This window comes from Rugamonas sp. DEMB1 (assembly GCF_029834475.1).
GTDB classification, from domain to species: Bacteria; Pseudomonadota; Gammaproteobacteria; order Burkholderiales; family Burkholderiaceae_D; genus Rugamonas; species Rugamonas rubra.
The window spans coordinates 5,705,006-5,728,290 of sequence record NZ_CP122407.1; the positions used below are offsets into that span (position 1 = coordinate 5,705,006).

Annotated in this window: 22 protein-coding genes and 2 pseudogenes; 5 read left to right on the forward strand and 19 right to left on the reverse strand. The window is 65.0% G+C overall.

What is annotated here, in order from left to right:
* The first annotated feature begins 98 nt into the window (after positions 1-98).
* A complete protein-coding gene (locus QC826_RS26265) occupies positions 99-1,547 on the forward strand; it encodes a PLP-dependent aminotransferase family protein (RefSeq protein WP_279763110.1) in 1,449 nt (482 codons plus the stop codon).
* A 53-nt stretch (positions 1,548-1,600) separates the two neighbouring features.
* Positions 1,601-2,239, forward strand: coding sequence for a hypothetical protein (locus QC826_RS26270; RefSeq protein ID WP_279763111.1), 639 nt, complete (start codon positions 1,601-1,603; stop codon positions 2,237-2,239).
* Positions 2,240-2,425: 186 nt separating this feature from the next.
* Here QC826_RS26270 and QC826_RS26275 read toward each other — a convergent pair whose 3' ends face one another.
* The 10 genes and pseudogenes from QC826_RS26275 to QC826_RS26320 all read right to left on the reverse strand — a co-directional run bounded on the left by QC826_RS26275 (position 2,426) and on the right by QC826_RS26320 (position 15,112).
* A complete protein-coding gene (locus tag QC826_RS26275) occupies positions 2,426-5,254 on the reverse strand; it encodes an ATP-binding protein (protein ID WP_093389976.1) in 2,829 nt (942 codons plus the stop codon).
* 165 nt (positions 5,255-5,419) lie between these two features.
* Positions 5,420-6,127, reverse strand: a pseudogene (locus QC826_RS26280) (hypothetical protein); the annotation flags it as partial.
* Positions 6,120-6,608 (reverse strand): hypothetical protein, encoded by a 489-nt coding sequence (locus QC826_RS26285; RefSeq protein ID WP_279763112.1) that lies wholly within the window; start codon positions 6,606-6,608, stop codon positions 6,120-6,122. The pseudogene QC826_RS26280 and the gene QC826_RS26285, both read right to left, overlap by 8 nt.
* Positions 6,575-7,408 (reverse strand): hypothetical protein, encoded by an 834-nt coding sequence (locus QC826_RS26290; RefSeq protein WP_279763113.1) that lies wholly within the window; start codon positions 7,406-7,408, stop codon positions 6,575-6,577. The genes QC826_RS26285 and QC826_RS26290 overlap by 34 nt, the downstream gene beginning before the upstream one ends.
* A gap of 326 nt (positions 7,409-7,734) precedes the next feature.
* Positions 7,735-10,869, reverse strand: coding sequence for a glycoside hydrolase family 3 protein (locus tag QC826_RS26295; RefSeq protein WP_279763114.1), 3,135 nt, complete (start codon positions 10,867-10,869; stop codon positions 7,735-7,737).
* Between the two features lie 294 nt (positions 10,870-11,163).
* Entirely contained in the window at positions 11,164-12,174 is a 1,011-nt protein-coding gene (locus QC826_RS26300; protein ID WP_279763115.1) for a LacI family DNA-binding transcriptional regulator, read from the reverse strand.
* A 21-nt stretch (positions 12,175-12,195) separates the two neighbouring features.
* A complete protein-coding gene (locus QC826_RS26305) occupies positions 12,196-12,993 on the reverse strand; it encodes a DUF3108 domain-containing protein (protein ID WP_279763116.1) in 798 nt (265 codons plus the stop codon).
* 4 nt (positions 12,994-12,997) lie between these two features.
* The gene (locus QC826_RS26310) at positions 12,998-14,149 is read right to left on the reverse strand and encodes a DUF3108 domain-containing protein (RefSeq protein WP_279763117.1); all 1,152 of its coding nucleotides are present in this window, start codon (positions 14,147-14,149) and stop codon (positions 12,998-13,000) included.
* Between the two features lie 166 nt (positions 14,150-14,315).
* Complete coding sequence (locus QC826_RS26315; protein ID WP_279763118.1) at positions 14,316-14,645, reverse strand: hypothetical protein; 330 nt, start codon at positions 14,643-14,645, stop codon at positions 14,316-14,318.
* 11 nt (positions 14,646-14,656) lie between these two features.
* Positions 14,657-15,112, reverse strand: a complete 456-nt coding sequence (locus tag QC826_RS26320) for a hypothetical protein (RefSeq protein ID WP_279763119.1) — start codon at positions 15,110-15,112, stop codon at positions 14,657-14,659.
* Between the two features lie 59 nt (positions 15,113-15,171).
* On the opposite strand from QC826_RS26320, the gene QC826_RS26325 reads away from it, so the two are divergent.
* Complete coding sequence (locus tag QC826_RS26325; protein WP_279763120.1) at positions 15,172-15,372, forward strand: hypothetical protein; 201 nt, start codon at positions 15,172-15,174, stop codon at positions 15,370-15,372.
* Between the two features lie 134 nt (positions 15,373-15,506).
* On the opposite strand, the gene QC826_RS26330 is transcribed toward QC826_RS26325, so the two are convergent.
* Positions 15,507-15,875, reverse strand: coding sequence for a hypothetical protein (locus QC826_RS26330; RefSeq protein WP_279763121.1), 369 nt, complete (start codon positions 15,873-15,875; stop codon positions 15,507-15,509).
* Here QC826_RS26330 and QC826_RS26335 point away from each other — a divergent pair.
* Positions 15,868-16,828: pseudogene (locus QC826_RS26335) on the forward strand (IS5 family transposase). The gene QC826_RS26330 and the pseudogene QC826_RS26335 sit on opposite strands and share 8 nt — an antisense overlap.
* Positions 16,829-17,198: 370 nt before the next feature.
* On the opposite strand, the gene QC826_RS26340 reads toward QC826_RS26335, so the two are convergent.
* The 4 genes from QC826_RS26340 to QC826_RS26355 form a co-directional block, all read right to left on the reverse strand.
* Positions 17,199-17,627 carry a hypothetical protein gene (locus QC826_RS26340; RefSeq protein ID WP_279763122.1) on the reverse strand — a complete coding sequence of 143 codons (429 nt, stop codon included), beginning with the start codon at positions 17,625-17,627 and terminating at the stop codon, positions 17,199-17,201.
* A gap of 161 nt (positions 17,628-17,788) precedes the next feature.
* Positions 17,789-18,313: a hypothetical protein gene (locus QC826_RS26345; RefSeq protein ID WP_279763123.1), complete on the reverse strand. Its 525-nt coding sequence runs from the start codon at positions 18,311-18,313 to the stop codon at positions 17,789-17,791.
* A gap of 147 nt (positions 18,314-18,460) precedes the next feature.
* On the reverse strand, positions 18,461-18,697 hold the full coding sequence (locus QC826_RS26350; RefSeq protein WP_279763124.1) for a hypothetical protein: 237 nt from the start codon (positions 18,695-18,697) through the stop codon (positions 18,461-18,463).
* 57 nt (positions 18,698-18,754) lie between these two features.
* A complete protein-coding gene (locus QC826_RS26355) occupies positions 18,755-18,949 on the reverse strand; it encodes a hypothetical protein (protein WP_279763125.1) in 195 nt (64 codons plus the stop codon).
* 512 nt (positions 18,950-19,461) lie between these two features.
* Here QC826_RS26355 and QC826_RS26360 point away from each other — a divergent pair.
* Positions 19,462-20,193 (forward strand): PhaM family polyhydroxyalkanoate granule multifunctional regulatory protein, encoded by a 732-nt coding sequence (locus QC826_RS26360; protein WP_279763126.1) that lies wholly within the window; start codon positions 19,462-19,464, stop codon positions 20,191-20,193.
* Between the two features lie 248 nt (positions 20,194-20,441).
* Here QC826_RS26360 and QC826_RS26365 read toward each other — a convergent pair whose 3' ends face one another.
* The 4 genes from QC826_RS26365 to QC826_RS26375 all read right to left on the reverse strand — a co-directional run bounded on the left by QC826_RS26365 (position 20,442) and on the right by QC826_RS26375 (position 23,248).
* Entirely contained in the window at positions 20,442-20,657 is a 216-nt protein-coding gene (locus tag QC826_RS26365; RefSeq protein WP_093389984.1) for a hypothetical protein, read from the reverse strand.
* Between the two features lie 106 nt (positions 20,658-20,763).
* Complete coding sequence (locus QC826_RS31400; RefSeq protein WP_313872811.1) at positions 20,764-21,333, reverse strand: hypothetical protein; 570 nt, start codon at positions 21,331-21,333, stop codon at positions 20,764-20,766.
* Positions 21,333-22,478, reverse strand: coding sequence for a response regulator (locus QC826_RS26370; protein WP_313872812.1), 1,146 nt, complete (start codon positions 22,476-22,478; stop codon positions 21,333-21,335). Before QC826_RS26370 ends, QC826_RS31400 begins: the two co-directional genes overlap by 1 nt.
* A 14-nt stretch (positions 22,479-22,492) precedes the next feature.
* The gene (locus QC826_RS26375) at positions 22,493-23,248 is read right to left on the reverse strand and encodes a sensor histidine kinase (RefSeq protein ID WP_093389986.1); all 756 of its coding nucleotides are present in this window, start codon (positions 23,246-23,248) and stop codon (positions 22,493-22,495) included.
* Positions 23,249-23,285: the final 37 nt, after the last annotated feature.

Consider the following 23,285-nt stretch of genomic DNA (forward strand, 5'->3'; position numbering starts at 1 on the left):
AGCGGCATGAGCAGATCAGACGGCAAAAACCGGATCAGATGAGCCGCCCTCATCGTCGATATGCATTACCATGCGGGGATACCGAACCAGCACAACCTATGAAGCTCTACGAAGCACTCGCCCGCGACATCTCCGAATCGATCCTGCAGGGCGTGCTCGGCCCCGGCGACCGCCTGCCCTCCGTGCGGCAGACCTGCGCCAACCGCAGCGTCAGCCCGTCGACCGTGTTCCAGGCCTACTACATGCTGGAGGCGCAGGGGCTGATCCAATCGCGCGAGCGCTCCGGCTACTTCGTCGCCGTGGCCGGCGGCGGCGGCGCCGGCAGCCTGCTGCCGCCCGAGCCGGACACCGCCTCGCGGCCCGACGAGGCGGCCGCGCCGCTGGCCGTCAGCGAGCGCGTGTTCGAGGTGCTGGAGTCCACCATGAAGCGCGACGTGGTGCCGTTCGGCTCGGCCTTCCCCAGCCCGCTGCTGTTCCCGCTGGCGCGGCTGGCGCGCATGATGCGCAGCAGCGTGCAGGAGCTCGACCCCTGGGCCAGCGTCGACGACCTCACGCCCGGCAACGCGCGGCTGCGCCGCCAACTGGCGCTGCGCTATTTGATCGACGGCCTGCACGTGCCGGTCGAGGACATCATCGTCACCAACGGCGCGCTGGAGGCGCTCAACCTGTGCCTGTCGGCGGTGACGCGGCCGGGCGACGCCGTGCTGATCGAGGCGCCCTCCTTCTACGCCTCGCTGCAGGCGATCGAGCGGCAGGGTTTGCAGGCCATCGCCGTGCCGACCCACCCGCGCGAGGGCATGGACCTGGCGGCGGCCGAGCGCGCGCTGGAGCGCCACCGGCCCAAGGCCTGCTGGCTGATGACCAATTTCCAGAACCCGCTGGGCAGCACCATGTCCGACCAGAAGAAGCAGCAACTGGTGCAGCTGTTGACGCGCTACCAGGTGCCGCTGATCGAGGACGACGTCTACGGCGAGCTGTACTTCGGCGGCAAGCGGCCGTCGCCGGCCAAGGCCTTCGACACCGAGGGCCTGGTGATGCACTGCTCCTCGTTCTCCAAATGCCTGGCGCCCGGCTACCGGGTCGGCTGGGTGGCGGCCGGCCGCTACGCCCGCCAAGTGGCGCGGCACAAGCTGACCAGCACCCTGACCACCTGCGCGCCGGCCCAGGCGGCGCTGGCGCTGTACCTGGAACAGGGCGGCTACGACCGCCACCTGCGCCTGCTGCGCCACAAGCTGGCCGACCAGCAGGCCGGCTTCATCGAGGCGCTGGGGCGCCACTTCCCGGCCGGCACGCGGGTGACGCGGCCCAAGGGCGGCTACTTCCTGTGGGTCGAGCTGCCCGAGCAGGTCGAGGCGCTGACCGTGCACCGCGTCGCGCTGGCGCACGGCATCAGCGTCGCGCCGGGGCCGATCTTCGCGCCGCAGGCCGACTTTGGCAACTGCCTGCGGCTCAACTACGGCCACGAGTGGGACGCCCGCGCCGAGGCGGCGCTGGCCACGCTGGGGCAGATCGTCCGCTCGCTGGCGGCGCCGCCCGGCCACGCCTGATCCCGGCGCGGCCACCATTGAATGACAAATAAGCTATTGAGAAAATATCAATATTGGTAGAATACGCCGCCAGCGCGCCGCACCAGACGGCGCCAGCCAGCATCAACACCGATAACAACGATTGCGAGACAGCCTTCATGACCATCCCCGCCGCCTTGCGCCGCATTCTGCTTTGTTTGGCGTGCAGCGCGCCGTTGACGGCGCTGGCGCAGTTCAACGCCGGCTGCACCATGCAACCGCCGCAGGCCGCGCTACAGGCCAAGGCCTACCCCGGCTACAAAATGGAGCGGCGCAAGGCCAACCGCAGCATCGAATCTGCACCGCTTCATGACGGCATGCAGGTGGAGATCCAGCAGGGCCAGTGCGTCGACTTCGTCGTCATCGCGGTGACGCTGGTGCTGCCGCGCCAGGCGCACGCCGACGCCAGCGAGAGCGAGTTGATGGAACTGGCGCGCGGCGAAATCGCCCACCTGAAGACCAGCGCGGCGGCCGGCAAATACGACGAGCTGCAGCAGTTCCTGGCGCAGGCGCACGGCATCCCGGCGCAGCGCGGCAAGCGAGCCGCGTGCAAGGACCAGTCCGAGGCGCAGCCCGGCCAATGCTCGTGGGAGAGCACCGGCGGCTTCATCGTCGAAGTGCGCTACCGGCCCGACACCATCCGCATCACCGTCACCGAATACACCAGCGCATAGGATTCCTCGTGGCGCCGCTAGCTGCTCGGGCTAAACCCAACGGCACAACCTAGGGTCAGACCCTGAGGGTCTGACCCTGGCTCTTTGCCAGTGGGGTTTGCCAGCTTCCCGTGCCCCTTTTTTTCTTAAAAAAAACCCGGCTCGAGCGAACCGGGTTTTTTGATTTGTGCGATCCAACGGCGGTGTCTACGCCACCTTGGCCACGTCGCTGGCGCGCCGCTGCAGCACGAAGATCGGCTGCGCCCACTCGGTGTCCTTCTTCTTTTTGCTGGTGATCAGGGTCAGCTCGGAGGGGTCGTAGACGTCGGTGTTGTGGGTCAGCGGCGTCGTCATCAAGTACTGCGCCTCGGTGTTCTTGAGGAACTCGCCGACCAGCTGGATGTTGCGGATGTCCAGGTGGGCAAACGGTTCGTCGATGAAGACGAAACCGCCGGAGCCGTCTTCGGACTTGAGCAAACCAATCAGCAGCACCAAGGACTTCATCACCTGCTGGCCGCCGGACGCTTCGCCGTCGTTCATGCCGATGATGCCCTTGCCGTCGAACTTGAAGCGCACGTGCAGCCCGGCCTGGGACAGCTGGGTGTCGTCGTTCTCCAGCCGCACCGGGTCGGCGTGCACCTCGATGCCGGCCAGCTCGCCGAGCTCCTTGATGTTTTTGCTGTAGGTTTTGACGGTGTAGCGCAGCCGTTCGATGTAGGCGCCGCGCGCGTTGCCGGTGGCCTCGATGGCGCGGTTGTTCTGGTAGCGCCGCTCCTCGGTCTCCGACTGGCGGCCGTGCAGCTGCTCGTTCAGCCGTTCGTACTGGTCGATCACCGTGGCGTCGAGTTCCCAGTCGCTGCGCGACAGGCTCGCTTCCAGACTATGGATGCGCAGCGCGACCTGGTGCGCGTTCTGGTGTTCGCGCACCAGCGCCGTGCGCCGTGCCGGCCGGCGCCATGCCTTGGGCAGGTGGCGCCAGGTGCGGCGCAGCGCCAGCAGCGCGCGGGCGTGCTCGCTGCGCTGCTCCAGTTGGCGCTTGTGGCCCAGGCGCAGGCCGGCTTCGGCCTCGGACAGGGCGAAGCGGGCGTTCTGCCACACCGTGTCGGTGCGGGTGCGCGCCACGGTGGCGTTCTTGGTCAGGGTTTGCAGCTCGCCCAGGCGGGTGCCGACCTCGATGCGTTCCTCCTTCAGCGGCACGGCGTTGCGCGCCGCCTCGTCGAACTCGGCCTGGCGCGCGGCCAGTTCCTTGGCGGCGTCGACGCCGGCGATGCGGCCCTTCAGCGCGCCGACTTCGCCGGCCAGTTTGCTGATGGTCAGCGTCAGCTTGTCCTCCTGCGCCTCCAGCGCCGGCAGGCCCTTCATGATGGCGTCCATACGCTGGCTGCGGCCGGCGGTGCCGAAGCGGTAGCGCGAGGCCTCGACGAACAGCGAGCGGCCGCCGCGGCGTTCGCGGTGGTAGGCCTCGGGGGTGATCCATTCGGCGTGGTTGCCCAGCTTGAAGCCCTGCTCGACCGAGTCGACCCGGCTGATGCGCTGCAGCTGTTCGACCAGCCAGGCCGGCACCTTGGCGCTGAACTTCACCACCGACAGCAGGCTGTCGTCGGACGACGACGGCGCCGACACCAGGTCCGGCACGATGAAGTGGCGGTAGCGCTCCTTCTCGGCCAGGCGGTAGGCGGCCGGCGCGTCGCCGGACTTGTCGAGCAGGACCACCGAGGCGAAGCCGGCCAGCACGCCTTCGACGGCGCCCTGCCAGCGGGCGTCCGTCACGTCGATGATGTCGGACAGCATGACGTGGCCGATGTTGGCGTCGCGCAGGGCGCGGCGCATGCCGCGCACGTTGTCCGGCTCCGGCATCGCCGTCTTGCCCTGCAGGGCGGCGATGGTGGCCTGCTCGCCGGCGATGCGGGTGGCCAGCGCTTCGCGCGCCTGGCGTTGGCGGGTCAGTTCGGTTTCCTTCTCCTCCAGCTGCTGCGCCACTTCGGCGATGTCGGCGCCGGAGTCGGCGGCCAGCTTTTGCAGGCGGGCCTTCTGTTCGAGCAGGCTGTCGAGCGGCTTGAGTTTGCCGTTGATCAGGTTCAGCCGGCTTTGCAGCGCGGTCGATTCCTGTTCCAGCACGGTCTCGTGCTGCTGCGCCTCGGTCATCGCCTTGGCCTGCGCGGCGACGGCGTTGCGCTTGTCGACCAGCTGCTGGTCGGCCTGGGCCAGCGGCTTGCGGGCGTCGCGCAGCTGGCGGCTCAACATGGCGTGCTTTTCACGCGCCTCGTGGTATTCCAGCGAGGGCGCCACTTCCTCTTGCAGGTTGCGGCGTTCCTTGTTCAGGTCTTCCCACTGGTGGTAGTTGGCCACGCGCAGGCGCAGGCCCTCCAGGTTGGTCTTCGACGCCTCCAGCTCGGTCTCGAAACGCTTCAACTCGGTCTCGGTGTCGCGCTGGTGGCGCTTGGCCTCGTCGTAGGCGTCGAGCACCTCCTTGTCGCCGAACACCTGGAACACCAGGTCGAGCAGCTGGCGCGGCGCGTATTCGCACAGCTTGTCGGTCTCGCCCTGCTCCAGCGCCAGCACCTTGGCCATGGCCGGCGACAGGCCGGCGTTGGCCAGGCGCTTGCGGTAGTTCTCCACGCCGAGCCAGTCGTTGGCGTCGGTGACTTCCTCGATCTGCACGTTGCCCGGTCGCATCAGGTACTGGCGCTTCCAGTCGCCGCCGTTCTTTTGGATCTGGCAGAACAGCGTGACCTCGTCGTCGCTGAAGAAGCCGGAGCTGCGGAAGGGACGGTTGGACAGCTGCTTGCCGACGTTCTTGTTGTCGACCACGGCGCGCAGCCAGGCGGTCTGTTGGCCGGAGTGGCGCGCGTAGTGCTTGTAGGTGCGGCCCATCGAGCAGTCCAGGCCGAACAGGGTGCGCAGCGCGTCGAGCAGGGTGGTCTTGCCGGAGCCGTTTTGGCCGGCGATCGTGATGATCTTGGCGTCGAGCGGGATGTTCTTGATCCGCTGCCAATAATCCCAATGGACCAGTTCTAGTGATTTGATGTGGAACATGGCTCAGTCTCGGGTAGGGGTGTCGGCGGACGGCGCGGCGGCGCTGTCATCGGGTGCGGCGGCGGCGGCGGCGGCGAAGGCGGCGTCGTGCGATTCGGCGGCGGCGCCGGCCGGCAGGGCTGGCGCCGGCGGCGCGGTGTCGGCGGCGACGTCAGGGGTGGCGGCCGCCTCGGCGGCGGCCTCCTCGCTGAGGGTCTCCTCCAGCGTGGGCGCCGGCGGCGCGCGGCGCGGCACCGGGATGATGCGCGCCGGGGCGCGCTTGAACACGTCGGCCAGGGCGCCGTTGATGATGCGCTCCTTGAGCATGTCGGTGTCCATCATCAGGTCCAGCAGCGGGCCTTCGACGATGATGTCGCCGCGCCGCTCGATGAAGCCGAGCTTGGCCAGGATGCCGAGGTTCATGTCCATCCGCGTCTTTTTGCCCAGCTTGTCGCCGAAGTCGGCCAGCAGCGCCTTGTAGGCGATGCCGATCGAGGTGTCCTCGGCGCGCGGCAGCGGCTTTTCGATGCCGAACATGTCGTTCTGGTCGTCGCCGACGTGCTGGTGGGTCTCCTGCCGCTCGCGCTTGGGCAGGATGATCTGCGCCCACAGCACCACCAGCAGGGCGACGCCGTCGCGCGCCAGGCCGAAGTTGTTGTTCTGCCAGATGTCGCGCGCGCCGAAGATCTTCGGCTCGATGGCGCGCGTCAGCGCCAGCGTGACGTGGTCGGCGTAGACGTTGTCGAGCAGCTTGAGGCCGGTGGCCAGCAAACGGGCGTCGACCTCGGCGCGGAACAGCTCGTCGGACAGCACGCGCTTGACCAGCTTGTCGTCGCGGCGCAGGGTTTGGTGCGTCAACAGACGCGCAATCAGGATTTGAGAATCGTCATTCATCGGCCGGGCCGCTTTCCGAGTCTAAAGAAAGTGAAAGTGAAAGCGAAGCGATCGACATGGCAGCCACATGCGGGTCTAGCAGCTGGACCATCTCGTCGGTCGGCGTAAAGGTGATCGGCAGGCGCGCCAGATCGGCGGTGGCGCCCTGCAGGCTGGCCTCGGAGGCGTCGCCCAGCAGCGGCAGCATGGAGGCGCGGTAGGAGGCGATGGCGAAGCTGGCCGGCAGCAGCGAGTCCTGGATCGGGATCGATCGGGGCGACTCGGCGGCGATGCTGGGGAAGTTGCCCAGCGTGGCGAAGTCGGACAGGCGGGCCAGCCAATCGTCGAGCTCCTTCTGCATCGCCGGGCCGTCGTTGATGGTGGTCGGCGCGTCGGTGCCGGTGGGCAGGCCGCCGGACACCACGCCGGAGGCGCGGTCGGCCAGCAGCTCGGTCTCGGCGACGTCGATCATTTCGGCCGGGGTGATGAACAGCGGCACCACCGGCTGGTCGATGGCGCCGTCGGCCAGCGAGGCCAGGTGCCCTCGTGCAGCAGCAGCCAGCGCTTGATGTCGGTGGTCGACAGGCCGGACTGGCCGAGGTGGACGCGCTGGCGCTCGATCTGGTTGAGGGCGCGCGAGAACATGCCCTGCATGTTCAGCAGCGCGCTCTGGGCGCGGCCGATGGCCTGGGCGGCGCGGTGGGTGGCGCCGTCGGCGTTCTCGTCGCTGGTGATGGCGCGCAGGATCTCCGAGCCCTTCTCGACCCAGTCGCAGGCCATGTGCCACTTGGCCTGCGAGGCGCGCAGCAGGAACTCGGAACCGGAGGCGATGGCGTCGGCGAACTCCTCGGTCAGGTCGTTCAGCCGGCCCAGCAAGTGCTGCAGCTGCTCGACCGAGACGCCGCCGATGGCCTGGGCGCCGGCCACCTGCGACAGCAGGAAGCCCATCTCGGCCTCGTCGGCGCTCTGGCCCAGGGCCAGCAGGCTGTCGATGGCCGACAGCACGTTGCGCGCCATCGGCGTGACGCGGTAGACGGCCTGTTGGGCGTCCCAGGCCAGCAGCTGGTTCGAGCGCAGGCGCACCAGCACCGTCTCCAGGCTCTCCGGCAGCAGATAGGCCAGGCGGGTGTTGATGTCGGCGCGCGAAAAGGCCGACGTCGAGGCGTCGGAGGCCAGCTCGCGCAGCACCAGCAGGCGCACCAGCACGCCGTCGAAACCGCCGTGGAACAGCGTGGTGAACACCTGCAGCAGGGGCTGGGCCCGCTTCAGATGGAAGACCTGTTCGATTTCGTCGGCCGACACGTTCGGCTGAAAGTGGGCTTGCAGTGAGTCGTGGTGGTCGTGTTCGATGTTCGGTGCTTCCGCGGCCGCAGCCGCACTTGCCATTATGTCAATCATTCTCTGCCATTCTGTACGCAACGCGACTGTGGTGAAGATGGCAACGGCGCCGCCCCTCGGGCGCGCGGTCCGCATCTGCTTCGCGGGGGCGTCAGTATATCAGGCGCGGCAACGATGGCGTCGCCTAACGAGCGCGCGGCCGGGTGGAAGCACCCGGCCGCGCCAAGATGGACGGAAAATGCGCGGCAAGACGGGCGCCGTCCGGCGCCCGTCCGCCCTACCGACGCGGCCTACTGGACCAGGCGGATATTGCGCAGCGAGTATTGGACGCCCTGCTGGTCGCCCCATTTCGGCAGCGTGCCGAAGGGCATGCCGACGTTGCGCAGGTCGAAGCAGGAGGTGGCACCGCCGATCAGGTCGCTGACCTTGACCGTGACCGGCGTCCAGGCGCCGGGCGCGGGCCGGCCGAACAGATAGTCGCCCGAATTGCAGTTGGTGCCGGGACTCTCCATCTTCACGGCCAGCCCGCCGACGTTGGCGCCGTAGCTGGCCACGTTGATGTCGAACTGCAGCGTGCCGCCAGCGAAGTTGCTCAGGTTGAGCGGCGTGCCGGTCACCATCAGCAGGCCGTCGCCGCCGTCGGCGGCGAAGCCCAGCTTGAGCGTGCCGTCCGGCTGCACCGCCATGCTGGTGTGGCTGCCGTTGGTGGAGTAGGTGCTGAAGGCCAGGTCGGTGCTTAACACGCCGTTGTTGAACAGGCCGAACAGCGGACCGGCGACGGGCGGGCCGAACACCGCCGGCCCCGGTCCCATCGCTTCACAGGTCTGCGCGTCGGCGTCCTTGGCGGCGCCCGGCACCCAGCGGATGTTGGCGAAGGAGGCGGTGAAGGCCTTCTCGGTGTAGACCAGGAAGGGCGTGTCGACCAGCGCGAAGTCGGTCCCCTTGGCGGCGAAGCAGGCCAGCGGAATTTTCACCGTGCGCTTGGTGTTGAGCGGCAGGCCGGTGAACAGGCGGGTGCCGTCGAGCTCGCCGATGCAGGGGTATTTGCAATCGACCCGCATTTTCACCGTGCCGGCCGGGGCGCGGCCGACGATGGTGTCGAACACCAGGGCGGCGTTGGCGTTCAGGTAGGGCTGGCGGTCGGCGGGCTCGCCCGCCTGCGAATAGAACTGGCCGGCGCCGCTCCAGGTGATCTTGCGGCCGTCCTGCTGGACGTTGACCTGGGTGGTCTCGGCCTTCAGGTTGGGCAGCGTGATGGTGGCGTTCAGGTCGGCGCCGAGCGGCTTCGACCAGTTGCTCGGGTCGCCGATGCGCAGCGTGTAGGGTGGCTTGTCGGCCGAGTTGAACACTTCCAGGTCGACGGTGGCGACGCCGCCGCTGCCGCTGTCCTGGGCGCAGCCGAGCACGGGCGTGGTTTCGTCCAGCTTGGCGACCTTGACGCTGTCCTTGTAGCTTAGCCCATAGCCGTAGGCGAACAGGGGATCGTAGTTGGCGGCGCCCTTGTTGAGCGGGGTCTGGCAGGCGCTCTTCGGCCATGAGAAGGACAGCTTGCCGCCCATATCGTGGTCGATGTCGCCGTTGGCCTTGCGGAACAGCACGTCGGCCACGCCCTTGCCCTCGGTGCCGGGCAGCCAGGCGACGACGAAGGCGTCGGAGCGGTTCAGCTCCTTGTTGGTCCACACCGCGCGGCCCGTCACCAGCACGGTCACCACCGGCACGCCCTTGCCGCTGACGGCGTTCAGCACCGCCAGATCCTCCGGGTAGCGGCGCGCGTGTTCCAGCGTGCCGGTCTTGCCGATGTCGCCGACGCCCTCGGCATACGGCGTTTCGCCGATCACCGCGATCACCGCCTTGTAGCCGGCCAGGTTGACACCCGCCCCGGTCTCGCTAAACACCACATTGCCGGCGCCGGCGGCCGCCTTGATGCCGCTCAGGATGCTGTCGGCGTTGGGGAAGTCGGCGTTGGTGTTGGTGGTGCCCTGCCAGGTCAGCGACCAGCCGCCGGTCTGGTTCGGGATGTTGTCGGCGCTCTTGCCGACCACCAGGATCTTCTCGCCCCGCTTGAGCGGCAGGATCTGCTGCTCGTTCTTCAGCAGGACGAGCGACTTCTGCACCGCCTCGCGCGCCAGCGCCCGGTGCTGCAACTGGGCCGCGTCGGCGGCGTGGGCGCGCGCCAGCGGCGCCTTGGCGCGGAAGATCCCGGCGCGCATTTTCACGCGCAGGATGCGCCTGACCGCGTCGTCGATGCGGGCCAGCGGGATTTCGCCCTTGTTGACCGAGGCGATGGTGTTGGCGATGAAGGCCTTCCATTGGTCCGGCACCATGATCATGTCGACCCCGGCGTTGATCGCCTGCGGGCAACTGCCGTCGCTGCAGCCCGGTACTTGGGCGTGGCCGTTCCAGTCGCCGATGACGAAGCCGTCGAAGCCCATTTTGGTTTTCAGCGTATCGGTCAGCATCTCTTTGCTGCCGTGCATTTTGCCGATCTGGATGCCGAGGCTCTCGTTGGTCCAGCTGTTGAACGAGGCCATCACCGTCTGCGCGCCGGCGCCCAGCGCCGTGTAGTAGCCCTGGCCGTGGACGTTGATCATCTCGATGCGGCTGGACATGTTGACGCCCTGGTCCTTGCCCAGGTCGGTGCCGCCGTCGCCCATGAAATGCTTGGCGGTGGCGATGACGGTGGGCGCGCCGTCCTTGAAGTCGCCCTGCAGGCCCTTGACCATTTCTCGGCCATATCTGGCGACAATGGCCGAGTCCTCGGAATAGCCCTCGTAGCTGCGGCCCCAGCGGTCGTCGCGCACCACCGCCAGGGTAGGCGCGAAGGTCCAGTCGATGCCGGTGGCGGCCACCTGGGCGGCGACGGCCAGGCCGATGCGGCGCACCAGGGCGGGATCGTTGGCCGCGCCCAGGCCGATATTGTGCGGGAACAGGGTGGCGCCGAACACATTGCCGTGCCCGTGCACGGCGTCCGTGCCCCAGATCACCGGGATCTTGGTGGCGGCGTCGGTCGCCATGGAGGCGCGCCAGTAATTGTCGGCCAGCCCGACCCAGTCGGCGGGGCTGGCGTGCTTGTCGTTGTTGGGGAAGGAGCCGCCGCCGTTGAGCACGGAGCCGATGTAGTACTGCCGCACCTCGTCGGGCGTGATGCTCTTGATTTCGGCCTGGGTCATCTGGCCGACCTTCTGCGCCAGCGTCATGCTGGCGAGGATGCCGGTGATGGCCTGTTCGGTGGCGCCGTCCTGGGGGATGTCGCTCTTGATGCGCGGGAAATCCTTGAGTTCCTTCTGGCCGAACACGGCTTCGGCCAGCAGCTGGTTGGAAGGGGGCTGACTACTATCGCCGCCGCTGCCGCAGCCGCTCAGTATGCCGCTGCCCAGTGCGCAGGCGATGGCCGCACGGTGGAAGATACGTGGTGTGAATGTCATTGCGTCTCCTGTTTTTTTATTACAGAGGCCGGCATTTCGCCTGGTGTTGCATGACCCGGCGTCCGGCGCCAACGTCGCGCCCAGCATTGCTATCCAAGCCCCGGAGAGCCAATGTAAGCGTTTACATTATTTAACAAGATTGCCGCAAAAGATAATAATATTTCATCGTTTGTAGTAAATTTTCACAAATAATGCAAGCGCCGACAGCCCGCGGAGCGGGCTGACGACGGCGAAATATTTCTTAAGGAAATCAGCTGATGGCGGTGGGAAATAGGCACCGGGGCGCGGCGCCGCTCAGGCCAGGCGGCGCACGGAATCGCGCAGCATTAGTTGCGGCGTCAGCAGCGCCTGCGGGCCGGACGGGGCGCTTGACGGGCTCAGGCGGCTCAAGCGCAGGGCGATTTCGACGGCGGTGCGCGCCAGCAGGTCGATCGGCTGCCTGACCGTGGTCAGTCTTGGGTGCATCAGTTCGGCGAATTCGACGTCGTCGAATCCCAGCAGCGACAGGCGCTCCGGCACGGCGACGCCCACGGCGCGGCAATAATCGAGGGCGCCGAAGGCCATCTGGTCGCTCAAGCAGAAGACGGCGCTGAGCGGCTTGCCGCCGGCCAGCAACGCGGCCATGCCCTGGCGGCCCGAGGCGAGCCGGAAGTCGCCGGCGAACACCAACGCCGGGTCCAGCGGCACACCGGCGCCGGCCAGCGTGTCGGCGAAGGCGGCCAGGCGTTGCACGCTTTCCGGATTGGTGGCCGGACCGCTGATGACGCCAATGTCGCGGTGGCCGCAGTCGAGCAGGTGGCGCGCCGCCAGACGGGCGCCGGCGGCGTTGTCCACCTGCACGCAGCGGTCTTCGAAGCCGACGACGCTGCGGTGGATCACCACCACGTTGGCCTGCTCGCGCAGCAAGGCGGCCAGGGCGGCGTCGGGCAACTCTCCGGGGAACAAGATGATCGCGTCGCATTGGCGCTGACGCAAAAACTGCAGCGCCGCCAGCACTTCCTCGGGACTGTCCTTGCCGCAACTGACGATCAAATAGCTGCCGGCGGCGCTCACGGTTTCTTCGACGATATTGACCAGCGGCGCGAAGAACGCGCCGGACAAGCCGCCGACGATCAGGCCGATGCAATCGGACCGGCGCGTGACCAGCGAGGCGGCGACACTATTGCGGGAAAAATTGAGCTCGCGCATCGCCGTTTCGACGCGCGCGCGGGTGCGCTCGCTCACCTGCTGCGGCGTGTTCATGACGCGCGACACGGTCGCCGTTGAAACGCCGGCGTGTTCGGCGACGGTGCGGATGGTGGCCATATTCGGGGTCGCGGCGGCCGCCTATTTTTTGCTCAGCTTGTCGAGCACCTGGTCGACGTAGTCGCCGTCGGCGTCGTTGAAGCGGATGCGCACCGGCAGCCAGTCGAGCGACGGCGCCAGCCACAGGTCGACCTGCTGGCCCTGGGCGTCCGGCGGCGGCGCCTTGACCAGGTGGACGGCGTTGACCTCGCCCTGGCCGGTCTGCACGCTCTCGTTCTTGAGCACCTTGAAGGTCCAGGCCTCGGCGTCGCGCCGGCCGGCGACGAAGAACGACCACTCGCTGCCGGGCTTGAACTTGTCCGGCGCGGCGCGGGCGATGGCCAGCAGCTGCCACGGCGCGCTGGTGCGGTCCTGCTCGCCGCCCTTGAGCGGGTAGGTCTCGTCGCCCTCGCTGAAGCTGATGGTCTTGGTGTCGCGCTTGAAGCTGGTGGTGTTGCCGTCCTTGCGGAAGCGCTTCTCGTAGAAGGTGGCCGGGGCGATGCCGTAGTCGTCGACGGCGCCCTCGCTGCGGTTCTCCAGGATCTTGCCGAACAGCGCGGCGCGGCTTTCGGTGGCGATACTGTACCTGCCCTCGCCGGCCTGCCAGCGCACTTGGGCGTCGCCGTTGATGGTCAGGCCGTGCTGGCGGGCGCGGATGGTGTAGTTCAGGTCGACCGAGGGCGGCAGGTTGAAGGCGCGCTTGTGCACCGGGTGCACGTCGGCGGCGGCCGGGGCGGCGGCCGGGGCGGCGGCCGGGGCGGCGGCGGCCAAGGCCGGCGCCAGGGCGGCCAGGAGCAGCGCGGCGGCGGCCAGGCGGTGTGGGAGTGCTGTGGTGCGCATAGGTTTAATGTCCAGATTCGATGACAGTGATTTTTGAGACGGTCTGCGTGGTCAGCGCGCCGCTCGCTTCGGTGTTGCGGATCTGTACCGGATACCAGCTCAGTCCCGGCGCCAGCCAGATGTCGATGCGCGAGGAGTAGGTGCCGGGCCGGGGCGGCCGCGTCAGGTGCCAGGTGCTCAGCTTGCCCATGCGCGTCTCCAGCTCCTCCTCGCCGACCAGCTGGAAGCGGAAGATGTTGGCATCCTTGTCCTCGCCGACCTGCAGGTCGATGTCGCCGCCGAACTGCTTGTGGTCGGCGCGGCCGATGCCGCCCAGCTGGAACGGCACCGTCGCCTTGTCCTGCGTGCCGACCAGCAGCGGGTAGCTGCGCTCGGACGCCGAGAAGGTGATGCGGCCCTCGTCGCGGTTGAAGTGGGTCGCCGTTTGCGAACGGCCGCGCACCTTCTCGGTGGCCGTGACGGGGGCGATGCCGTAGTCGTCGATCATGCCCTCGCTGCTCAGCACCAGCAGGTTGATGCGGGTGACCAGCATGCTCAGGCCGGCCTCCACGTTGAGCTTGTAGCGGCTGCCGTCGCTGTGCCAGGCCATGACGGCCACGCCGCTCCAGGTGGTGCCGTTGGCGTCGACCCGCTTGACGTCGAGCTCGAAATCGGCCGACGGCGGCAGGTTGACCTTGTAGCGGCGCATGCCGGGCGGCGCCGCCTCGGGCAGGGCAACACGTTTGTCGGCCATGTCGGCGGCCTCCGGGGCGGATGGTACAGGGGATTGCGCCGGGGCGGCGCCGGCCTGCGGCTGGGCGGCGGGCGCGGCGGCCGTGGCCGGCGCCGGGGTGGCGGCGTTTTCGGCGTTGTCGGCGGCATCGGCGCTAGTGGCGCTGGTGGCGGCCGCTTCGACGTCGGCGCCCTGCACCGTCTGCGTCTGCGTCGGCTGCGCGGCCTCGGCCGTGGCGGGCTCGGGCGCGGCGGCGGCCGGCTTGGGCGCGGCCTTGCGCGCCCGCTTGACGGCGCCCGGCGCCAGCGGCGCCACCTCGGGCAGCGGCGCCGACGGCGCGCGTTGCGGCAGGGCCAGGCGCAGCTGCGCCGTCACCGGCGCCATCGCCGCCGGCCGCCGGCTGTCCGGCGGGCCGAGGCGGCCGCCCACCCAATCGATGGCCAAATAGTGCAGGCCGGCCGTGGCTGCACACAAAACAAGCAGCCGGCGGCGTTGGAAAAGGAGGGAGGCGAGCGTCATGCCGCTAGTGTAAGGTATCCGACTGAAGCGAGTGTGAAGACGACCGGCCCGGCCGCGCGTTGCCGGGCAACAGACAGCTGGCATGGTCGCCTCAAAGATAGGCAATCATTGGAATGAGCAGGATGCCCGCAGCGGCCAAAACATACGAGAAAATGAACTGTCGGCGCAGATTTCTCCCGAAAATGGTCAACTCCTGGTTGCAGGATACCTGGACCTTATTGCTCATCAGAGAGTAAAAAATCTCCGACTCAAATCTATTCAAGCCCCCCTCACCCCCACGAATGTCATAAAACTCATCTAGCCTCCCCTGCATGGTCGCCACCAGCAGGCAGTATTTCTTAAACCTCAGAAATAATAGGCCGGAATAGACCAATAGAGCGAGTACGGCAACGCCGCCAAGGACATACACGACCGACAACATAGTGCCTTCCCCTATTTGCTCAACACAGTTGCCCTAACGATAACGGGGTTGGCCTGCCGCTGGACTTGGTATCCGGCAACATGCCACCGCTCGTCCTGCTCGACACCCTCGTTCAGACTGTCGACAAAGCGGGTCAACGCCGCCACGTCGATCGCCTCAAGTTGCAATTGCGTGTGTCCGGCCGCCTGTTCGTGGGAAAAAGAAAGGACCGCGACACCGTTGCCGTAGGCCTGCTCCAGCGTCGACAACACCCGATTCCACGGATAGCGCAAGGCCGCCAGAATCCGCGCCTGCTCCTTCAGCCGGGCCGCCATGGCCGGCGTCAACTCGCTGCGCAGCTTGGCCTCGCGCTGTTGCTGCTTCAGCTCGCGCTGCAGACCGGCCAGCCGCAGCTGTTGGCGCTCGGACTCCTGCAACAGGCCATACCACTGCACCGCCATGCCGCCGCCCCAGACGCAGGCGGTCAAGCAGATCGCGCCGTATCGCGCAGACGGCGGACTTTTCCCCGGCGGGCGCCCGCTCCAGGGTGCAAAGCCATTCCGCCGACGCCAGGCCGAACTCGTGCTGCAGGCTGGCCGAGGCGACCGCCTGCGCCTGCGCCGCGTCCTTCGCCCCTGCTGGAATCTCCAGCGCCACCAGCCGACACAGCGCGGCGCCGGCCAGGGCGGCGGCGAGATTCATCGGCGGCCGGCTCTGGTCGCCAGCACGGTTCGACGCGACCAACTAGCGGGTGCGGGCACTCGCCTGCACGTTATCTGATCGCATAGCGATGATGAACGCGTTGCAATAGTAAAGGGCAACGAGAACGAGCACCAAAGCGGCAAGAAAACCTCGCCGGGCACGAATATTTTCAGCGAAAATTTACTCAGAAACTCTCGCCACATTGTTAGAAATTTTTCCATAGCCTATATTAAAAATACTGAACGCAATAATCCACGGCAAAAACACTCCAAAAAATATCCAGAAAAATGATTTGACATCATCCTGAGCCATAGCAATAGCAATAATTGATGACGCGAAAAAAATAACAATTATAAATGCAGCAAGATGCCCAACCAACTTAGTCAATTTTCTTGAGACTGGAAAAATCAGTAGCCAAAATATGGGCGTTGTTGCATAAATCCAGCCGTGGCGAGGGCTGACGTTTACGCGCAACAACCGGTGCCGCAGGGCTGTTAACTTTCGACGAACTTGCGTAGATTCTGGTCTTTTGCCTGAACCGATGCGCAAGGACGAACAACAGCGGCAAGAACCCAAGGGCCAGTACCGCGTCAAGAACTGGCCCGCCTACAACGCCGGGCTGATCGCGCGAGGCGACGTGACGATCTGGATGGAGCCGGAGTTGTGGCAACGGAATGCCGAAGCCGGCGCCGCCAAGCGCGGCCGGCCACGCCTTTACGCCGACGCGGTCGTCCAGATGCTGCTTGGACTCAAACAGGTGTTTCGCCTTCCGCTGCGCGCGTTGCAGGGTTTCGCGGGGAGCATGAACAAGCTCGCCTTCGGCGATCTGCCGGTGCCCAACTACACGACGTTATGTCGCCGCGCCCGGGAGCTCGACGTTGTGCTGCCGGCCTTGCGCAGCGGCGAGCCGCTGCATCTGGTGGTCGACAGCACCGGCCTGAAGGTGTTTGGCGAGGGCGAATGGAAGGTGCGCAAGCACGGCTATTCCAAACGCACGAACCTGGCGCAAGGTGCATCTGGCGATGGACGCGAACACCGGCCAGATTTGCGCGGTGCTGATGACGCACCAGGATGTCGGCGATGGCGAGGTGCTGCCCGAGTTGCTCGACCAGATCCCGGCCGGCACGCCGATCGGGGTCGTCGGCGGCGACGGCGCCTACGACACCCGGCAATGCCACGCGGTGATCGCCGCGCGCGAGGCCACGCCGTCGATCCCGCCGCGCGACGGCGCGGCGCCCTGGCCGCAACGAATCCCGGGCGCGGCTTGGCGCAACGACGCGCTCGACATCATCGGCCGCAGCAGCCGACGGGAGTGGAAGAGATCGAGCGGCTACCACCGGCGCTCGCTCGCCGAGACGTTGATGTACCGCTTGAAGGTGCTCACCGGCAGAAGCTTGGCGGCGCGCACGATTGGCGCCCAGGCCACCGAGGTGGCCATCCGCGCGGGCGTGCTCAATCGCATGGTCGCGCTGGCACGCCCTCAGTCCGTCCGTATCGGGTAAATTCATGGGGAAAGGGGAAAGTCCCTGTCAGACTCGATTTATGCAACAACGCCCAAAATATGCCTACATAAGTTACTGCAATTGGATTCCAAAATATTGCAGAAGCTCGTTCTGCAGCATCATCAATTTGACAACGTCCAATATAACAAGTAAATCTATCATACATTTCCAAAGCGATCAGCATAAATGCAGTTGACATAACTAATTTTAAACAATCGCATAAAATCTTCATTTGGAATCCTGAATTCTTTGTGGTTTTCCCATAGCATATATTAAAACCATTTGATGTCGCTCAACACCGTCGCTTTGACGACACCAGGCACCATTCCCATGCCGCCAGACTACATTCACGTTGCCACGCCTTGGCGCCCTATTTACTCGGCAACAATTCAACTCTATTCAGTTTAAATTTTTGCCGCTTTGGCCCCATGGCGACAATATTTCTCTCACTGATAACAAGTCTCCACCTGCCAGCACCATCAATTACGTTCGGCACGTCGACAAATCGTCTGTCATCGAGTTCCGTTACATCCAACAACAGAGTGCGCTCCATCCGTCCATTCCCGAGTCGCCAGGCTGCTTGCAATCCTTCTGGCGATCGGAATAGGCATATCTCAAGTCCAAAAAACTCACCTTCGACAGAATTATGCCTCATATTAGAGTAGACGCTCACATTATAATTTTCTGCCGCCGAACAATTGGAGATAAAAACGACAAAAGCCATAAAAATAAGCTTTGATAGATTTACAATCGACATCGAAGCCACTCCCAACTCAATACAAAATAAAATGAAATCCATTGATTCAGCTTACTTGATTTTTCGCTGGGCCAAACTTCCCCAGCATCACCAGGGCCGGACATGACCGCGCCTTACACGCCCAGCGATGTCTTCCGCAGCGGGCTTCAAAATATAATCAGGTTCATCAAAGTAAAAATAGCGACAACACAACGAAATTGAAATTATTTCGAAGTACCACCTAAATGAAATTCATTTCCAAATCTAAGCACAGAAAAAATACCCATTGAAATATACGAAAATATAACAATGAATATTGAGAAAATTCTAGCTAGCTGGAGTTCCAGCCTAGCATATTCTTGCTTTTCTATTTCATAAGGAACCCCACCGTTTACCACTTCAAAGTACTTGCCATTTAACGTAAACCAAGATCTGCTATGCACCGCGTCTCCGGCGCTAGTTATTCCAAACAAATCTTTTGTGGCATTAGGAATACATAGTAAAATCAATACCAACATGAGAATAGCCAATACAATCAATACTGCAACATATCGCCTACTTAGCACCAACTTAAAACTGCTACTTTTACACTCGTAAAATAAATTAAACGCAGCGTAAAAAAGAAGATGGAACAATGAGAAAGCGAGAACCCATTGCAAGTTCAAATCAACAGCATCGCCGAAATAGGCAAGACCGCACATAAATATCGAGCCAAGAAAAAACAATAAGCATGACAGAAAATATGCCAACTCCCCCTCCATTTCGCACATACTACAAATACACAATTTATCACACAAATACGGCACTTTTTTCAAGCGTATTTCTCAGATACCAACACCGTCATTTCCCATAGATCCGAGGAACCATCTCGTGACAAAACTCAAGCAATACCACATTCATCTTTCCCGATTAATTTTTGCCCCTTGAGCCGGCCACAGTTTCCAGCTATAGAATATCGAACCGAACATAGAAACCGGCAATCCGACAAATAGCAATACATCGATCTCATCCTTTTTTAAAAGCACGCGCACCAGGCCGGAAATCACCACCCCGAGAACAACTCCGATCCCAATCGACAGGAATGCGACTGTGGCAACGCCACGAATTACTTCCAAAAAAGTCCGCATGCTCATTTAGCTTCCCTAGCTTTCTTAATATCATCTGTGAACTATCCTGCGCCCTGCACTGCATCAAAGATTATTTGGCGCCCGGCACTCCACGTCGCGCTGCTCGTACTGGAAATCCATGTGCTTGCCGACGCTGTCGACGATGCGGCTGAGCGCCCACGACAAGATGACCGGCCGGCCCCTAGCGTTGATCGCGGCGTTGGCGTGTGGATTGCCCGCCGCGCCGTAATCACGCAGTTGGCCTCTTTTGGTCCACACCCGGAAGTAGGCCGGGGGGTGGGTGTTGGTTTGGATCAGACGCTAGCCGTCCATGCACAGCTCGTCGTTGACGTCGAAGGCGCGCGTCGTGGCGCGTCCAATGCGCAATGTGTGTCGTGGTCAGACTGGTTTCTCCCTACCGCTGCCGGAAGCCGGCGCCTGTGGCGCCGAGACGGACTGCTGGTCTACCGGTCGTGCGGGGCGGCCTGGCAAGAAAGCCAGAAAGGGGTCGGGCCACTATCAACAATGATGCAATTAACTTAAAGTTGATTTTCGAATTATTAATTCGAACACATGCTAGCCGGTATTTTCTAGCGGCAATCTATCCAAACGTCACAAATGAAGTATTTTTCCAACTTCATTTCATGAAGTCGCGTTGCACCAGACTTGGCCGGTGCCCGGGGCGAGTTTTCTTTGAGTGGCGGCGGTTTATCTGCTACGCTATTTGCTCACCTCACAGGAGACTACCCATGGCCAATCCGCAAATGCCCAACATCCCAGGCGCCGCTGTCATGACGGACACACTCGATTTCGTCAAGAACCTGTGGGGTAGCATGAGCGTTCCCGGCCTGACCGCACCCACCTTGTCGGTCGACGACCTGGACAAGAAAATCAACGACTTGAAGGCCGTCGAGGCGTGGCTGAACCTGAACATGAGCATGCTGCGCGGCAGCATCCAGGCGCTGGAGGTGCAACGCAACACCATCGCCACGCTCAAATCGGTGGGCGCCAGCCTGGCCGCCGCCGTCAACCAGGGCGCCGACACGTCGAAGTTCGAGTCGAACCCGTACATGTCGGCCTTCTTCCAGCAGCCCAGCGTGACGCCGCCGAAGGCAACCGCGCCGGCACCGGCACCGGCAGCCGCGCCGGCACCGAATCCGGCCAGCGCCTCCGCCGCCAACCCGGCGGGCGGCGCCAAGCCGGCCGACGCCTCGGACGCCGCGCAACTGGGCAGCCCGGCCGTCTGGTGGAACCTGCTGCAGGACCAGTTCAAGCAGGCCGTGTCGACGGCGATGGGCCCGGAGGCGGTGGCCGGCGCGACGGCGCGCGCCACCGAGACGGCGGCCAAGTTCGTCGCCGCCGCCGGCGGCAAACCGCCGGCGGCGACGGCCTCGTCGGCCAGCGGCTCGTCGGCCTCGGTCAGCGCCAAGGCGGCGGACAAGCCGGCGCTCAAGGCCGAGGCCGAGGCCAAGCCGGCCGCGAAAAAGGCGCCGGCCAAGCGCGCGCCGGCCGGCAAGGCCTGAGTTAGGGCGCGGCCACATTGTCCAGCGGTGCGACTTCAGGGTCAGACCCTAGGGTCTGACCCTAGGGCCAAGGCGGGGGTCTGACCCTCGCAGTCGGCCCGTCTCCGCTGGCACTGTTGTGGCCATCGGCGCCTTGCACGGGCGTGACGAGGCCTCGCGCTGTCGCGGCGCGAAAAAAACGGGACACTCCACCTGCGGGATGAACGTCTGGTATCCCCGGCGCGTGGGCCGGGGCCGTGCCGGCCTGCTTAGGCCAGGCGTTGGATGCGGATCGCGTCGATCAGGCCGTCGGCCTGGCGCTGCACCTTGACGATGCTGATCAGGCCTTCGTCGGCCAGCTGTTTGGCGTTGTCGTGCGCGGACTGGAAGTCCGGCAGGGTGTCGCCCTTGGCGGCCACCGGACGGATCCAGGCGGCGCTGCCCACGCGCATTTTTTCGTACACTTCTTTGGCGATATCTCGCATCTTATTTATCCTTATCGTAGTCTGGCCAAGACGCCGAACCGGTCGGCGCCATAGACCAGTGTAATCATTCGCGCGCGCGGAAACAAGGTTCCGTTGCGCTAAACCATCATTCGGCCGCTGTTGGCGGCGTCGCGGCGGCCTCCGCCGGGGCCGTCGGCGCCGCCTCGGCCGGCGCCGGCGCCGGCGCCAGCAGGGCCAGTTGCTCCATCAATTGGGCGAAGCGCTGCTGGCCGGGGGCGATGCCGTCGACATGCATCAGCACGCCGATGGCCTCGTCGGCCAGCGCCATGTCGTAGCCGCGCTGCTGCATGTGCGAGATCAGGATCTGCGCCGCGTTGAACAGGATGCGCAGGTTGTTGGGCAGCGCCGCGCGCGCCTCGCGCATCCACTCGACCGCCTCGTCGAGCTTGCCGGTCTTCCACAACAGCACGCCCTTGTTCATCATGTCGGCGGCCTCCTTGCGCGCCGCCTTGATCAGCTCCCCGCCCTCCTCGCCCATGCGCGCCTTGTCGAACACCTTCTGCACGTCCTCCAGCAGGGGCAGGTTGTCGTGGTTGTTGCGCGTCAGGTAGCACAGCAGCTCGACCGGCGCCTCCTTGACGCCGACGGCGAACAGCAGCGTGGCCATCTCCATGCAGGTCGGCGTGTCGGGCCGCTTCTTCTCGTCGGCCAGCATCAGTTCGAGCTCGTCGCCGGACTTGCGGGCGCGCCGGTAGTCGCCGCTCTCGTGGTAGACCAGCCCTCGGTGATCTTGGCGCGCAGCTCGACCTGGTTGCCGGCGAAGTCGCGCACCGCCGCGTTGAGCAGGCGCACCGCCTCCTTGCTGTCGTTCTTCTGGCCGCAGACGCGGGCCAGGCCGAAGTAGGCGTCGACCGTCTTCATGATCGAGTACTCGCCGATCTCGATGCACTTGCGGAAGGCCTTCTCGGCCAGCGGGATGTTGCCCAGCTTGAGGGCGGCGATGCCCAGCGCGCGCTGGCGCGGCACCGAGTTGGGCGACAGCTTGGCGGCCTTCTCCAGCACGTCGCAGGACTCCTCGGTCTTGCCCATCAGCTGGTAGGCCAGCGCCAGCTGGTCGAAGGCGTCGATGAAGAAGCGGTTCTCGGCGATCACGCCCTGGAACATCTGGCGCGCCGCCTCCAGCTCGCCGTTGTTCATGCGGATCTTGCCCAGGCCGGTGCGCGCCCAGTTGTACTCGCGCTCCTCGAGCACCCGCTCGAACACCTTGCGCGCCAGCTCCGGCTCGCCGCTCTTGAGCAGCAGGTTGGCCTTCATGCGCAGCAGGTCGATCTCGTGCAGCTTGTGGTGGACGATCTGCTCGTCGCACAGCCGGGCGGCGCGCAGGTAGTCCTTGTCGGCGAAGGCGTGGTCGATCTCGGCGAAGATCTGCTTCTTGTGCCAGACCCGGTTGAGCCGGGTCAGCAGCACGCCCTCGGTGATCGGCTTGATGATGTAGGCGTCGGGCTGGTGCTCGGCGGCGCCCATCACCGACTCGACGCTCTTCTCGGCCGACACCATCAGCCAGACGCTGCTGGGCAGCACCAGGTTCTTGATGCGCGCCTCCTCCAACACCTGCTGGCCGTTCTTGCCCTCGCCCAGGTTGTAGTCGCACAGCACGACGTCGTAGCGGGTCTTGCCGAGCAGGGTCATGGCCTCGCCGCCGCTGGCGGCCTGGTCGATGTGCTTGGCGCCCAGGTTGCGCAGCGACTCGCGCAGCAGTTGGCGGATGCCGACGAAGTCGTCGACCAGCAGGTAGCGTTTCTCGGCCCAGTCGATGCCGTCGACGGCGGTGGCGGCGGGATCGAGGGCGTGGGCGGTCATCAAAGGTGCTCCGTTCAAGGCAGGCGCAGCACGAAGCAGCCGCCGCCCAGGGCGCCGCCGTTCTCCAGCGCGATGCCGCCGTGGCGCTGGCGGTGCTTGTGCATGCGCGCCACCTCGCTGGAGAAGTACAGGCCGAGGCCGCTGCTGTTGTTGATGAAGTTGAGCTTGCCGGCGCCGCCCTGCATGGCCGCCGCGCCGGCCTCCAGCATGGCCGGCGGGAAGCCGTCGCCGTTGTCGGCCACGCGCACCTCGAGGTAGTCGCCGTCGACGCCGACCGACAGGCGGATGCGGTCGCGCGTGTAGCGGATGGCGTTGTTGATGGCGTGGACCAGCACGCCGATGACCAGGTCCTCGTCGAAGCACCAGATCAGCTCGGAGGGGAAGTCGAGTTCGAGGGCGATGCCGCGCGACCGCAGCAGGATGCGGCTCTGCGAGGCGACCTGCTCGACCAGCTCGCCGATCTGCTGCGGCGTCGCGTCGAACGGGTAGGCCGGCTTGCCGACCTCCTTGTACAGCGCCAGCAGCTGGATCAGGTTGTCGTTCAGGCGCTTGCTCTGGTAGAGCATCTGCGCCATCTGCGGGTAGGCGGCGGCGGGGTCGCGCGGGTCGAGCGGGGCGCTGTTGTCGCCGGCGGCGGCCGGCGCGGCGGGCGGCGCGGCCGCCAGCAGGTTTTCCAGCGTGCCGCTGAGCACGCTGATCGAGTTCTTCATGTCGTGCACGGTCGACGCCAGGAACATGTACAGCTCGGGCGAACCCGCTTGATCATCCATCGTTCAGCTCTCCATCGGGCGATCCGGCAGCGCCCTT

Bases quoted from the DNA above. Each gene is read 5' to 3' on its own strand.
- QC826_RS26265 (WP_279763110.1), top strand. From the start codon at position 99: ATGAAGCTCTACGAAGCACTCGCCCGCGACATCTCCGAATCGATCCTG.
- QC826_RS26275 (WP_093389976.1), bottom strand. From the start codon at position 5,254: ATGTTCCACATCAAATCACTAGAACTGGTCCATTGGGATTATTGGCAG.
- QC826_RS26295 (WP_279763114.1), bottom strand. From the start codon at position 10,869: ATGACATTCACACCACGTATCTTCCACCGTGCGGCCATCGCCTGCGCA.
- QC826_RS26300 (WP_279763115.1), bottom strand. From the start codon at position 12,174: ATGGCCACCATCCGCACCGTCGCCGAACACGCCGGCGTTTCAACGGCG.
- QC826_RS26305 (WP_279763116.1), bottom strand. From the start codon at position 12,993: ATGCGCACCACAGCACTCCCACACCGCCTGGCCGCCGCCGCGCTGCTC.
- QC826_RS26315 (WP_279763118.1), bottom strand. From the start codon at position 14,645: ATGTTGTCGGTCGTGTATGTCCTTGGCGGCGTTGCCGTACTCGCTCTA.
- QC826_RS26340 (WP_279763122.1), bottom strand. From the start codon at position 17,627: ATGGATTTCATTTTATTTTGTATTGAGTTGGGAGTGGCTTCGATGTCG.
- QC826_RS26350 (WP_279763124.1), bottom strand. From the start codon at position 18,697: ATGAGCATGCGGACTTTTTTGGAAGTAATTCGTGGCGTTGCCACAGTC.
- QC826_RS26360 (WP_279763126.1), top strand. From the start codon at position 19,462: ATGACGGACACACTCGATTTCGTCAAGAACCTGTGGGGTAGCATGAGC.
- QC826_RS26365 (WP_093389984.1), bottom strand. From the start codon at position 20,657: ATGCGAGATATCGCCAAAGAAGTGTACGAAAAAATGCGCGTGGGCAGC.
- QC826_RS31400 (WP_313872811.1), bottom strand. From the start codon at position 21,333: ATGCTGGCCGACGAGAAGAAGCGGCCCGACACGCCGACCTGCATGGAG.
- QC826_RS26370 (WP_313872812.1), bottom strand. From the start codon at position 22,478: ATGACCGCCCACGCCCTCGATCCCGCCGCCACCGCCGTCGACGGCATC.
- QC826_RS26375 (WP_093389986.1), bottom strand. From the start codon at position 23,248: ATGGATGATCAAGCGGGTTCGCCCGAGCTGTACATGTTCCTGGCGTCG.